Source organism: Stenotrophomonas sp. X (assembly GCF_055721025.1).
Genome location: NZ_CM146756.1, coordinates 803,544 through 816,279 on the forward strand (window position 1 = coordinate 803,544; position 12,736 = coordinate 816,279).

The 12,736-nt window shown below is 66.7% G+C and carries 13 protein-coding genes; 4 read left to right on the forward strand and 9 right to left on the reverse strand.

What is annotated here, in order from left to right; all coding sequences use genetic code 11:
* Positions 1-12 precede the first annotated feature (12 nt).
* The 4 genes from rnk to ahpC all read right to left on the reverse strand — a co-directional run bounded on the left by rnk (position 13) and on the right by ahpC (position 3,969).
* Positions 13-417: a nucleoside diphosphate kinase regulator gene (gene rnk / locus ACZ75I_RS03565; RefSeq protein ID WP_049414505.1), complete on the reverse strand. Its 405-nt coding sequence runs from the start codon at positions 415-417 to the stop codon at positions 13-15.
* 123 nt (positions 418-540) lie between these two features.
* On the reverse strand, positions 541-1,503 hold the full coding sequence (locus ACZ75I_RS03570) for a LysR substrate-binding domain-containing protein (protein WP_049414506.1): 963 nt from the start codon (positions 1,501-1,503) through the stop codon (positions 541-543).
* Positions 1,504-1,588: 85 nt separating this feature from the next.
* Positions 1,589-3,181, reverse strand: a complete 1,593-nt coding sequence (gene ahpF / locus ACZ75I_RS03575) for an alkyl hydroperoxide reductase subunit F (RefSeq protein ID WP_061480131.1) — start codon at positions 3,179-3,181, stop codon at positions 1,589-1,591.
* A gap of 224 nt (positions 3,182-3,405) precedes the next feature.
* Complete coding sequence (gene ahpC, locus ACZ75I_RS03580; protein WP_049436466.1) at positions 3,406-3,969, reverse strand: alkyl hydroperoxide reductase subunit C; 564 nt, start codon at positions 3,967-3,969, stop codon at positions 3,406-3,408.
* A 355-nt stretch (positions 3,970-4,324) separates the two neighbouring features.
* On the opposite strand from ahpC, the gene prmC reads away from it, so the two are divergent.
* From prmC to ACZ75I_RS03595, 3 genes are all read left to right on the forward strand, one after another.
* Positions 4,325-5,182 (forward strand): peptide chain release factor N(5)-glutamine methyltransferase, encoded by an 858-nt coding sequence (gene prmC, locus ACZ75I_RS03585; protein ID WP_061480130.1) that lies wholly within the window; start codon positions 4,325-4,327, stop codon positions 5,180-5,182.
* Positions 5,183-5,230: 48 nt separating this feature from the next.
* Positions 5,231-6,172 (forward strand): prolyl aminopeptidase, encoded by a 942-nt coding sequence (pip, locus tag ACZ75I_RS03590; protein WP_134970571.1) that lies wholly within the window; start codon positions 5,231-5,233, stop codon positions 6,170-6,172.
* A gap of 244 nt (positions 6,173-6,416) precedes the next feature.
* Positions 6,417-7,013 (forward strand): hypothetical protein, encoded by a 597-nt coding sequence (locus tag ACZ75I_RS03595; protein ID WP_472958717.1) that lies wholly within the window; start codon positions 6,417-6,419, stop codon positions 7,011-7,013.
* Between the two features lie 220 nt (positions 7,014-7,233).
* Here the strand turns inward: ACZ75I_RS03595 and ACZ75I_RS03600 are convergent, their stop codons facing one another.
* The gene (locus tag ACZ75I_RS03600; RefSeq protein WP_472959041.1) at positions 7,234-8,118 is read right to left on the reverse strand and encodes a LysR family transcriptional regulator; all 885 of its coding nucleotides are present in this window, start codon (positions 8,116-8,118) and stop codon (positions 7,234-7,236) included.
* Positions 8,119-8,223: 105 nt separating this feature from the next.
* On the opposite strand from ACZ75I_RS03600, the gene ACZ75I_RS03605 reads away from it, so the two are divergent.
* The gene (locus ACZ75I_RS03605; RefSeq protein WP_180868692.1) at positions 8,224-9,636 is read left to right on the forward strand and encodes an MFS transporter; all 1,413 of its coding nucleotides are present in this window, start codon (positions 8,224-8,226) and stop codon (positions 9,634-9,636) included.
* Positions 9,637-9,709: 73 nt separating this feature from the next.
* On the opposite strand, the gene ACZ75I_RS03610 is transcribed toward ACZ75I_RS03605, so the two are convergent.
* From ACZ75I_RS03610 to ACZ75I_RS03625, 4 genes are read right to left on the reverse strand one after another with little or no spacing between them, the layout of a single operon-like run.
* Positions 9,710-10,507 carry an N-formylglutamate amidohydrolase gene (locus ACZ75I_RS03610; protein WP_180868694.1) on the reverse strand — a complete coding sequence of 266 codons (798 nt, stop codon included), beginning with the start codon at positions 10,505-10,507 and terminating at the stop codon, positions 9,710-9,712.
* Positions 10,500-11,054 (reverse strand): NUDIX hydrolase, encoded by a 555-nt coding sequence (locus ACZ75I_RS03615; protein WP_061480126.1) that lies wholly within the window; start codon positions 11,052-11,054, stop codon positions 10,500-10,502. The genes ACZ75I_RS03610 and ACZ75I_RS03615 overlap by 8 nt, the downstream gene beginning before the upstream one ends.
* Positions 11,051-11,986 (reverse strand): 5'-3' exonuclease, encoded by a 936-nt coding sequence (locus ACZ75I_RS03620; protein ID WP_180868696.1) that lies wholly within the window; start codon positions 11,984-11,986, stop codon positions 11,051-11,053. Before ACZ75I_RS03620 ends, ACZ75I_RS03615 begins: the two co-directional genes overlap by 4 nt.
* A complete protein-coding gene (locus ACZ75I_RS03625; protein ID WP_061480136.1) occupies positions 11,983-12,564 on the reverse strand; it encodes a nitroreductase family protein in 582 nt (193 codons plus the stop codon). Before ACZ75I_RS03625 ends, ACZ75I_RS03620 begins: the two co-directional genes overlap by 4 nt.
* Positions 12,565-12,736: the final 172 nt, after the last annotated feature.

A 12,736-nucleotide genomic window follows, 5' to 3' on the forward strand; every position in this document is an offset into this window, starting at 1 on the left:
GCGCAGCGGTAATCAGGGGCGGTCGTTGTGGACCGCGGTCACGCGCAGGCGCAGCTTGCGGCCGCCGGGCGCGGTCCAGTCGATGCTCTGGCCGATCGAAAGGCCGAGCAGGGCACTGCCGACCGGGGCCAGCACGGAAACCTTGCCTTCATCGACGTTGGCTTCGCGGGGGAAGACCAGGGTCAGGACGTGCTTTTCGCCCGACACTTCATCTTCGCACTCCACGCGCGAATGCATCATGACGATGCCTTCGGGAATCTGGTCCGGTGCCAGCACGGTGGCCCGGTTGAGTTCTTCAGCAAGCGCGAGCGCGGCAGGCGTCTGGCTCAGCGCGGGAGATTCGAGCATGGCGTCCAGGCGGTCCATGTCGAAGGTAGAAACGGTGATCGACGGCGGCAGGCCGCTGGCGGTGTTCATGGTGACGCTCCTTGGTTGAAAGCCATGCAAAAGGCGGCACCTGCTGGCGCCGCCTGTCTGTATTGTGGGGACAAATGCGGCCGGAATCGACTCCTGCCGATTCCAGGCCGGTACGGCGGGGGCTCAGCCGTTCAGCGCGGGGCCGGGCAGGGCCGGTGCATCGCTGCCGGCATCGAGCGCCTCCAGCGTGAACAGCGCCTGCGGCAGACGCTTGAACTGGTCGGCCAGGTCCATCAGGAAGTCGTTCATGGCCGAGCTGCGGCGCCAGATCATGGCGATGCGGCGGCTGGGACGGCCCTCGCCGGTGAAGTCGAGCAGGCGGATGTTGTTCGAGCGCGGCACCGGCGGCTGCACCGACAGGCTCGGCAGCAGGGTGATGCCGACGTCGGCGGCGACCATCTGCCGCAGCGTTTCCAGGCTGGTGGCGCGGAATTCGGACTTCTCGTTGGCGCCGAACAGGCGGCAGACTTCCAGCGCCTGGTCGCGCAGGCAATGCCCGTCTTCCAGCAGCAGCAGCTTCTGCGTCGCCAGTTCCTGCACGTCCAGATGTTCGCGACGGGCCAACGGGTGGCGCCCGGAGACAGCCAGCAGGAACGGCTCCTCGAACAGGAATTCGGCATGCAGCTGGTCGTCGATCACCGGCAGCGCCAGCAGTGCGGCGTCGAGCTTGCCTTCGCGCAGGCGGTCCAGCAGCACGTCGCTCTTTTCCTCGACCAGCAGCAGTTCCAGCTCCGGGAAGCGCTCGCGGATGCGCGGGATCACATGCGGCAGCAGGTACGGGCCGAGGGTCGGGAAGATTCCCAGGCGCACCGTGCCGGCTTCCGGATCGCGGCTGCGTCGCGCCGCTTCCTTCAGCTGTTCCACTTCGGACACGATCACCCGCGCCCGTGCTGCTGCTTCCTGGCCCGCCGGGGTCAGCATCACCTTGCGCGGTGCGCGTTCCACCAGCGGCAGGCCGAGCTCTTCCTCCAGCTTGCGGATCTGCGTGGACAACGTCGGCTGGCTGACAAAGCAGGACGCGGCAGCCCGGCCGAAATGCTTGTGGTCGGCCAGGGCTACCAGGTACTTCAGATCACGTAGGTTCATCCTTACACCCCAGGGGTAACGGACCGGCTGACGGCGTGGTTACCCGACAGGCAGACAATGTTCCCGGTGATCTGGGAACGGTGGATCAGGCCGCTTCAGCAACGGCACCGCTGCTGTTGCTCACCGACGAGCGGATCAGGTGGTCGAACGCGCTCAGTGCGGCGGTGGAACCGGCGCCCATGGCGATGATGATCTGCTTGTAGGGCACCGTCGTGCAATCGCCAGCAGCAAACACACCCGGCAGGTTGGTCTGGCCGCGGTCATCGATGACGATCTCGCCACGCGGCGACAGCGCCACCACATCCTTCAGCCACTCGGTGTTGGGCAGCAGGCCGATCTGCACGAAGATGCCTTCCAGCTCGACGCGGTGGGCATCGCCGCCGATGCGGTCCTTGTAGACCAGGCCGGTGACCTTGCTGCCGTCGCCGAGCACTTCGGTGGTCTGTGCGCTGGTCAGCACGGTGACGTTGCCCAGGCTGCGCAGCTTCTTCTGCAGCACTTCGTCGGCACGCAGGCTGGAATCGAACTCCAGCAGGGTTACATGCGACACGATGCCGGCCAGGTCGATGGCCGCTTCCACACCGGAGTTGCCGCCGCCGATCACCGCCACGCGCTTGCCCTTGAACAGTGGACCATCGCAGTGCGGGCAGTAGGCCACGCCCTTGTTGCGGTACTGGTCCTCGCCCGGCACGTTCATCTGCCGCCAGCGCGCGCCGGTGGACAGGATCACCGAACGCGACTTCAGTACCGCGCCGTTTTCCAGCTGCACCTGCACCAGGCCGTCTTCGCCGGCCGGCACCAGCGCACTGGCGCGCTGCAGGTTCATGATGTCCACCTCGTACTCGCGCACATGCTGCTCCAGCGCCGTGGCCAGCTTCGGGCCTTCGGTCTCCTTCACCGAGATGAAGTTCTCGATCGCCATGGTGTCCAGCACCTGGCCACCGAAACGCTCGGCGGCGATGCCGGTGCGGATGCCCTTGCGTGCGGCGTAGATCGCCGCTGCGGCGCCAGCCGGGCCACCACCGACCACCAGTACGTCGAAAGCATCCTTGGCGGCGATCTTCTCGGCATCGCGCTTGCTGGCATTGGTGTCCAGCTTGGCCACGATCTGCTCCAGGGTCATGCGGCCCTGGTCGAACACTTCACCGTTGAGGTACACGGTCGGCACCGACATGATCTCGCGCTTCTCGACTTCGTCCTGGAACAGGGCGCCATCGATGGCCACGTGCTGGATGCGCGGGTTGAGCACCGCGGCCAGGTTCAGCGCCTGCACCACGTCCGGGCAGTTCTGGCAGGACAGCGAGAAGTAGGTTTCGAACCTGTACTCGCCTTCCAGGTTTTGCACCTGCTCGATCAGCTCGGCGGTGGCCTTGGACGGGTGGCCGCCGACCTGCAGCAGGGCGAGCACCAGCGAGGTGAACTCGTGGCCCATCGGCAGGCCGGCGAAGGTCAGGTGGATGTCCTGGCCCGGCGTGCCCAGGTCGAAGGACGGCACGCGGCCCTGGCCATCGCGCAGGACCTGCAGCGAGATCTTGTCCGACAGGCTTTCCAGGGTCTGCAGCAGTTCCAGCATTTCCTGCGACTTGGCGCCGTCGTCGGCGTGCGCGGTGATCTGGATCGGGCGGGTCACGCGCTCCAGATAGGTCTTCAGCTGCGACTGCAGGTTGGCGTCCAACATCGGGTCATCTCCTGGCTTCAGGCAAACAGGGGGCGTGGCACCGCTGTAGAAGGTAGCGGACCAGCAGGGGGTAGGGGTGAACCCAAGACAGCGACCGTGGAAGGGGCTGGCTGGCCAAAGCTGGCGCGCGTTGGCTGTCTTGGGTTCACCCCCACGCCGGCGGGGGGACCGGCACGGGGATGAAGGCGCGTCGTGGCGTAGGGCCACGGCAGGCCGGTACTGCCTTAGATCTTGCCGACCAGGTCCAGCGACGGGGTCAGGGTCTTCTCGCCTTCCTTCCACTTGGCCGGGCAGACCTGGTTCGGGTTGGCGGCGGTGAACTGGGCAGCCTTCAGCTTGCGCAGGGTCTCGGACACGTCACGGGCGATCTCGTTGGAGTGGATCTCCAGGGTCTTGATCACGCCTTCCGGGTTGATGATGAAGGTGCCGCGCAGGGCCAGGCCTTCTTCCGGAATGTGCACGCCGAAGGCGTTGGTCAGCTGGTGGGTCGGGTCGCCGACCAGCGGGAACTGGGCCTTGCCGACGGCCGGCGAGGTTTCGTGCCACACCTTGTGCGAGAAGTGGGTGTCGGTGGTGACGATGTAGACCTCGGCGCCGGCCTTCTTGAACTCGGCGTAGTGGTCGGCCGCGTCTTCGATCTCGGTCGGGCAGTTGAAGGTGAAGGCGGCCGGCATGAAGATCAGGACGGACCACTGGCCCTTCAGGCTGTTGTCGGAAACCTTGATGAACTCGCCATTGTGGTAAGCGTTGGCTTCGAACGGCTGGATCTGGGTGTTGATGAGGGACATCATTTTTCCTCTGGTGAAGGGGAGTGGGTGAATCGACAGGAGCTAGGTTACCGACTCGCTGGCGATAAGAACAATCCATTGATTGCATCTATTTGATAGATGGAGTCTATCAAAAGGCCATGAGCCAGCACTGAACCATGCCGCTCCCATCCTGTAACTGCTTGTGTGGCAAGGAAAATCGCCCGGGATGTGTGAAGAGGGCTGATAGCCCCTCCTTATACCCTCTGGCGAAACCTGAACGGATTCCAGCTTTTTTGTAGCGTCGAGCCATGCTCGACGGTGGATCTGTAGAGCCGAGCCGATGCTCGGCTGTTCCAGCAGCAGCCGAGCATCGGCTCGGCTCTACAATTGAGACATGTCTTTCCAACCCGAACCCACTCTGCGTCAGGTCGTAGCCGACGCCAGTGCCCGCTTGGGCGGTGTCGACGCCCGCCACGAAGCCGAACTTCTGCTGCTGCATGTACTGGACCGCCCGCGCAGCTGGCTGTTCGCCCATGCCACCGATCCGCTGGCCGCCAATGACCAGGCCGCCTTCGAAGCCTTGCTGGCCCGCCGTGTGGCCGGTGAGCCGGTTGCCTACCTGACCGGGCGCCGCGGTTTCTGGACGCTGGACCTGGAGGTCGACCCGGCCACGCTGATCCCGCGCCCGGAAACCGAGCTGCTGGTCGAGTTGGCGCTGGAGCGACTGCCGCCGGACCAGGCGTTGCAGCTGGCCGACCTCGGTACCGGCAGCGGTGCGATCGCACTGGCACTGGCCAGCGAACGGCCCCGGGCACAGGTGCTGGCCACCGATGCCAGCCCGGGCGCGTTGGCCGTGGCCGCGCGCAATGCCGCCCGCCATGAACTGCGCAACGTGCGTTTCGCCGAGGGCGGGCACGACTGGTATGCGCCGCTACGGGGGGCACGCTTCGACCTGATTGCCAGCAATCCACCCTACATCGCCAGCGATGACCCGCATCTGGAACAGGGCGACCTGCGCTTCGAACCGTCTACCGCGCTGGCCTCGGGCATGGACGGCCTGGATGACATCCGCCGCATCGTCGAGGGTGGCCAGGCCCACCTGCGGCCCGGCGGTTGGTTGCTGATCGAGCACGGTTGGGACCAGGGCGCCGCGATCCGGGCACTGTTCGAGGCGACGGGATTTGCCGAGGTGCAGACCGTGCAGGACCTGGAGCAGCGCGACCGCATCACCCTGGGCCGGCGTCCGGCCTAGAATGGAGGTTCTCCTGCCCCGGCAGGGCATCACCCTGGAGCTGCAAGCATGCGTACGCTGTACCCCGCCATCACCCCCTACGACGTCGGCACCCTGAAGGTCGACGACCGCCACACGCTGTACTTCGAACAGTGCGGCAACCCGGAAGGCAAGCCGGTGGTGATGCTGCATGGTGGCCCGGGTGGCGGCTGCAGCGACAAGATGCGCCAGTTCCACGACCCATCCAAGTACCGCATCATCCTGTTCGACCAGCGCGGTGCTGGCCGTTCCACCCCGCACGCGGATCTGGTGGACAACACCACCTGGGACCTCGTCGCCGATATCGAGAAGCTGCGCGAGCACCTGAAGGTCGATCGCTGGCAGGTGTTCGGTGGCAGCTGGGGCTCGACCCTGGCCCTGGCCTACGCCGAAACCCACCCGCAGCGCGTGACCGAACTGGTCCTGCGCGGCATCTTCATGCTGCGTCGCTGGGAGCTGGAGTGGTTCTACCAGGAAGGCGCCAACCGCCTGTTCCCGGATGCGTGGGAGCACTACCTCAAGCCGATTCCGCTGGTGGAGCGTCATGACCTGATCTCGGCCTTCCACCGCCGCCTGACCAGCGACGACGAAACCACCCGCCTTGAAGCGGCCAAGGCGTGGGCGGTATGGGAAGGGGCGACCAGCTTCCTGCACGTGGACGATGACTTCATCAACAGCCACGAAGACCCGCATTTCGCGCTGGCGTTTGCCCGCATCGAGAACCACTACTTCGTCAACGGCGGTTTCTTCGAGGTGGAAGACCAGCTGCTGCGCGACGCGCACCGCATCGCCGACATCCCGGGCGTGATCGTGCACGGCCGCTACGACGTGGTCTGCCCGCTGGCCAACGCCTGGGACCTGACCAAGGTGTGGCCGAAGGCGAAGCTGGAAATCACCCCGGCCTCGGGCCACTCGGCGTTCGAGGCCGAGAACGTGGACGCACTGGTGCGCGCCACCGATAGCTTCGCGTAATGCCCCGGGGTCAGATCCCTTTCCCACGGAAAGGGCTCTGACCCCAGCCAGGAACCCATCCACGCATGGCGTGGATCTACTGCACCCGGTAGTGCCGGCCGCTGGCCGGCAACGCCTCACCGGTAGCGCCGGGCCATGCCCGGCGGCGATTCTCTCCCTTGTTCAAGGCTGTCGCTATTGGCCTTGAACCGGGGCGAGGCGCGCTGGCACCGTGGACGTCCGTGCAGTTTTCGGCGACCCCACCATGTACACCCGCCTGCTGTTGACCAAGGAAAAGGCCTCTCCAACCGATGCATACGTTGGCGGCGGTGCGTTTCTTCCAGAGAACATACCTTGGCCAGCCTGTGTTGAAGGCCGTGCGCTCTTTCACCTGATGGCACTCCCTGCACATTGGTTCTATCCGCAGGGCGTTGCTGAGGATTTCTGGTTATCAGTCTTCATCCCCACCGATACGCGGGATCATTCCCACTTCCGTCGGCTGCGCGCGGTGCAGGGAACTAGCGACGCAGTTGTGCTCGCATACAGGCGTGGGGCCGCATCCAGAAGCCGATGCATGAGCGACTCGCATGAGCGCGGCCGTATCGAGCGTGTGGAGTGTTTGGAACCTGACGATGATGAGAACCTGGATTCCAAGCTGGATGGAGTCGATGCATGGCTGCAATCAACTTTGACGTGGAATGGCGGTCGCCGTCGCTTGATGCTCTACGGCGCGGACATCGACGGCATTCTGCCTTCGCACAAAGGCGTACTGTCCGACGGCATGGCGTATCTGTTCCTCCCGGATAAGCCTGATTTTTCTCCGGTAGGACGCGCCGGTGCGTTCTTTCTCCAATTGGGCTGAATCAGTTTTTGCTGCGTCGCGCGCTGGCTCTGCACCGAAGTCCACATCCACGCGCGGCGTGGATCTACCGCACCCGGTAGTGCCGGCCGCTGGCTGGCAACGCCCTACCGGTAGCGCCGGGCCGTGCCCGGCGGCATTCCGTTCCGTCGCCGCGATGCGGCTCGCCGGGCATGGCCCGGCGCTACCGCGAAGCCGAACTCCATCCACGCATGGCGTGGATCTACCAGTCCCCCGCCAGCAACGCGTCGGCCAGTACCTGCAGCTTCGGCGAATGCTGGCGCGACGGTGGGTAGATCAGTGACAGCGCGCGGCTGCGGCCTTCAAACGGCTGCAGCACGCGCAGCAGGCGGCCGTCGGCCAAGGCGTCGGCCACCGCGAAATCCATCACCTGCACGATGCCGATGCCGGCGATCGCCGCTTCCACCAGCGGATCGCCGCTGTCGAACACCATCCGCGTCGGTGGCGTGAAGTCGTGAAGCTGGCCGTCCTGCAGGAACTGCCAGTCCACCAGCCGGCCACTGCGCAGGTTGCGCACCGCCAAGCAGGCATGATCCCGCAAGGCGGCCACATCGTCGGGCGCGCCACAGCGGTCGAGGTAGTCCGGGCTGGCCACCGTCACCCAGCGCAGCGGCCGCAGTGGCCGCGCGACGATGCGCTGGTCGGCGATGACGCCGGTGCGCAGCGCGGCATCGAAACCTTCCTCGACCAGATCGACCAGACGGTCGTTGAGCACGGCTTCCACCTGCAGTTGCGGGTGCTGCTGCAGCATCGGCCCCAGCAGCGGTACCAGCACCTTGCGCCCGAACATCGAGGGCGCACTGATCTTCAGGGTGCCCGAGGGCGTGCACGGACGGTCGGCCAACTGGCGTTCGGCATCCTCGAGACCGCACAGCAGGGGCGCGATCTGATCGACGAACTGGCGACCATCCGGGGTCAGTGCCACGTTGCGGGTGTTTCGCTGCAGCAGCTTCACCCCCAGCGTGGCCTCCAGCCGACTGATCGCTCGCGACAGGCCTGACTGGCTCAGGCCCAGCTGCCCGGCGGCGACGGTGAAACTGCGTGCTTCGGCCACCTGCACCAGCATGCGGACGGCATTGAGGTCCATCGAGGTTCCATTCATGCTGAAAATCATGACAGATATGGCCGGAAAGGGGTTTATTGATAGCTCTGCATCAATGAGACTGCGCTCCCCCACAGCACCGGACCGTCGATGCCTCCCCTCAAGTACCCGCGCTGGGCGCTGGCCCTGCTGGCCACCGCCCAGCTGATCATCGCCCTGGACGCCACCATCATCTTCGTCGCCCTGCATGACATGGGGCGCGCGCTGGAGATCAATGCACAGCAGCTGCAATGGGTGGTCAGTGCCTACACCGTGGCCTTTGGCGGCAGCCTGCTGCTGGGCGGGCGTGCCGCCGACCTGATCGGCCGCCGCCGCTTCTACCGGCTGGGCATGCTGCTGTTCGCACTGGCATCGCTGCTCGGCGCGCTGGCGCCGAACGCCACCCTGCTGATCATCGCGCGTGCGGCGCAGGGCATCGGCGCGGCATTGCTGTTCCCTGCCACGCTGGCGCTGATCAACACGTTGTATGCGGAAGGTCCGGTGCGCAACCGTGCACTTGCGATCTGGAGCATGGCCAGCGCGGTGGGCCTGGCGCTGGGCACGCTGCTCGGTGGCGTGCTGACCCAGGCGTTCGGCTGGCCGGCGGTGCTGGCGGTGATCGTGCCGCTGGCCACCACCTGCGCGGTGGCTGCGGGTGCGTGGTTGCCGGCCGATGGCCCGCGTGCGCAGGGCCGCTCGTTCGATCTGGCCGGCTGCATCACCGTCACTGCCGGCGGCAGCCTGTTGGTCACTACCCTCGTGCAAGGGCCGGAGTGGGGCTGGACTGCGCCGGCCACGCTGGGCTGCCTGCTGCTGTCGGTGCTGCTGCTGGTGGCGTTCGTGCAGATCGAACAGCGCAGCCGCGATCCGCTGATGCAGTTCGCGTTGCTGCGGCTGCCCGGACTGCGCGCGGCACTGGGCCTGACCTCCGCCTTCATGAGCAGCTATGGGGTGCAGTACTACTTCATGGCGCTGTACTTCCAGGACGGCTACGGCTGGAGCCCGCTGCAGGCCGGCCTGGCGTTCCTGCCCGCCACTGCGGTGTGCACGGTCGGCATCCAGCTGGCCGAGTGGACGCTGCAGCGCTGGAGCGCGCGCAAGGTGCTGGTGATCGGGCAGCTGGCCGGGGCCATCGGTATCGCCTGGGTGGCCGCGACGCTGCCGCACGGCGCGAACTTCTGGCCGCTGCTGCCGGGCGTGGTAGTGCTGAGCATCGGCCAGGGCATGACCTGGACCTCGATGTGGATCGTGGCCGGGCAGGGAGTGCCGTCCGCACAGCAGGGTGTTGCATCTGGCATGGCGGCGACCGCGCAGCAGATCGGTGGTGCGCTGGGCCTGGCCGTGCTGGTGATGGTGGCCAATGCCGATGCCGGTACAGCCGGTTCGCCGAGTGCACTGGCCGGGCTGGTGCGCGCCGAATACGGTGCCGCCTTGTTTTCACTGTTCGGCGTGGTGATCGCGCTGGGCCTGCGCCCGGCACCGGCCGAATCGGCCGGTGCCGTCTGCCCGGCCAACGAGGCATGATTGAAGGGGTTGCCGTGGAAGGATGTGCCGGCCAGCGGCCGGCACTACCGGTTCGGCATGGATGCACGCGCGTTCAACCCAGCGCCAGCAACTCCGGTTGCAGCGCGCTGAAGATCCGCGCCAACCGCTCGGCCCACGCCTGCTGCCCTGCCATATCGGCAATGAGGTCCTGGCGGATCTCCAGTTCCACGTGCACCAGCCCGCGACCTTCGCCATGCACCGGCACCGCGTAGTCGCTGGTACTGCTGACCGAATACGGTTCGTTGTCCCCCACCACCAGGTCGCCTTCTTCGCGCAATGCCTGCAGCAGGGCATGGGCAAAACGCATGTCCTGGTGGTACAGCACGCCGGCGTGCCAGGGCCGCTGCGTGCCGTTCATCACGGGGGTGAAGCTGTGCATCATCACCAGCAGGGTGGGCTGGCCGGCATCACGGCGCGCATCAAGCTCGGTCTCGATGCGTGCATGGTACGGCGCGTGGATCGCATCGATGCGCTGCTGGCGCTGCACCGCCGACAGCCCGGCATTGCCCGGCACCACGGTGCGGTCGCTCACCTCCGGGATCAGCGTCGGTGAGGCCAGTGGGCGGTTGCAGTCGATCAGCAGCCGCGAGTACGTCTGTTCGATCGCCCAGGCATCGAGCCGTTCGGCCAGTGCACGGGTGGTGCCGGCGATGCCGATGTCCCAGCCGATATGGCGGTCCAGCTCGGCCTGGGGCAGGCCGAGCCCGGTCAGCGCACGCGGCACCTGCTGGCCGGCGTGGTCGGCCAGCAGGAGGTAGGGCGAGACGCCCTGCGCCCGGTGGATCGTGTAGATCGCCGGGTCGTCGGCGCCGAGCAACGCAGGCAGCCTGTGCAGGTCCGCGTCAGCCACGCGGGCGCCCGTCCAGGTGGTGCTCGATCATCCACAGCCCGGCCCAGAGCTTGGCGTCCAGCTCGTATCCTTCGCCCATCTTCTGCACCAGCCACGCTGCAGCCTCATTGCGTGGAATCTCGTGCACGGTGATGTCCTCGCTGTCATCACCGCCCCCTTCGCCGATGCGGCGCAGGCCGGTAGCGCGCACGAAGGCGATCTTCTCGCTGCTGGCGCCGGAAGACGTCGGGCCGATCATCAGCACTTCGGCGTGATCGGCGGTCCAACCTGTTTCTTCTTCCAGTTCACGCACCGCCGAGACTTCGATCGATTCGCCGGCGTGGATGTCGCCGACCAGGCCGGCCGGCATTTCGATGGTGGGCGCCTGCAGCGGTACACGGAACTGTTCGACGAACAGCACCTTGTCCTCCGGGGTGACGGCGATGATGATCGCGGCCAGGCCACCGGCATGGGTGCGTTCGCTGTATTCCCAGGTACCGCGCACCAGCATGCGCTGGTACTTGCCTTCGTAGACGACGCGCGGGGCTTCGGTATTGCGCTGGCTCATGCGGGCTCGCTGTGGGAGGGAAGAGGATCGGCCACGCCGGCGGCGTCGAACAGCCGGCGGCGGGTCATCGGGCCGAAGCGCAGGGTCTGGCACAGGCCACCGAGCAGCTCTGGATCGGCCGATTGGCGCAGCAGCCCGGGCTGGCTGCCCTCCAACGGCGCGTCCAGCGCGATGGTGGTCAGCTGGCGCCAGAGCTGGGCGTGCTCGCGCTGCTCGCGCAGCCGCACTGCCATCTGTGCAGCGCCACGCAGGCGCAGGAACGGCACTTCGTCCAGTCGTTCGAACAGCGCATCCATGCTGCCGAAATGGGCCAGCAGCACGGCGGCCGATTTGCTGCCGACGCCACTGATACCGGGAATGTTGTCCACCGCATCGCCACACAGCGCCAGGTAGTCGGCGATCTGGTGCGCGTGCACGCCGTGCCGCGCCTTCACCCCGGCCACGTTCCAGCGCTGGTTGCGGGCGTAGTCCCATTGCTCGTCATGGTCGACCAGCAGCTGCGACAGGTCCTTGTCGGCGGAGATGATCACCCCGCGATGGCTGCCCCGGTGCACGTGCAGGGCGCTGCCGATCAGGTCGTCGGCCTCGTATTCGTGGTGGGCCAGGACCGCAAGGCCCAGCGCCGCGCACAGCGCCTTGCAGTGCACGAACTGGCGTTTGAGCGCCTCCGGTGCCGGCTCGCGGTTGGCCTTGTAGGCCGGATACAGCCGGTGGCGGAAACCGCTGTCGAGCGCTTCGTCGAAGGCGATGGCGATGTGCCGCGGGCGCTCGCGCTCGAGCAGGTCCAGCAGGAAGCGGGCGAAGCCGTGCACCGCATTGGTGGGCCAGCCCTGTGCGTCCTGGAACTGGTCTGGCAGTGAATGCCAGGCACGGAACACGTAGATGCTGGCATCAACCAGGTACAGCGACGGCGGGGCGGCCGGCGGGGTCATGCTGGGGGCGTCCAGTCGCGCAGCAGGGCCGCCGGGTCGGGGCGCTCGCGCTCGGGTACGTCGGCCTTGGGCGTACCGATGTGGATGAAGCCGGCGATGCGTTCGCCGTCGACCAGGCCCAGGTGGGCCTGCACGGCCGGATCGAAGGCCATCCAGGCGGTCAGCCACTGCGCGCCGAAACCCAGCGCCTGCGCGGCCTGCAGCAGGGCGAAACAGACGCAGCCGGCGGTCATCAGCTGTTCCTGTTCGGGCACCTTCGGGTCCGGCCGCGGGCTGGCCACCACCACGATCACCAGCGGTGCGTGGCTGAAACGCTGGCGGTCCTTCTCGAACACGGCCTCGCCCGCATGTGGGTCGCGCTGGCGGCTGCGTTCAGCCAGGAACTCGCCCAGAGTGTGACGTGCATCGCCTGCGATTTTCAGGAAGCGGAACGGCACGCGCTTGCCGTGGTCGGGCACGCGCACCGCCGAGGCCAGCATCCGCTGCAGGGTGGCCGGGTCCGGCCCGGGCTCGCCCAGTTGCCGCGAGGGCACCGAGCGGCGGGCATCCAGGGCGAGCAGGGCAGCAGGATCGGGCATGGAGTCTGAACCGGTCATCACGGGCGTTTGATTATAGTCGGGGTGGTCAATGACGCCGTTTGTGTCGCGTCCGGCCCTTGAATACCAAACTGTGATGAACATCATGCCACTGGCGGGAAACGGACAGCCGCTTCCCCTCGCCTCGTGGGCCTCGCACGGCTTACGATATCTG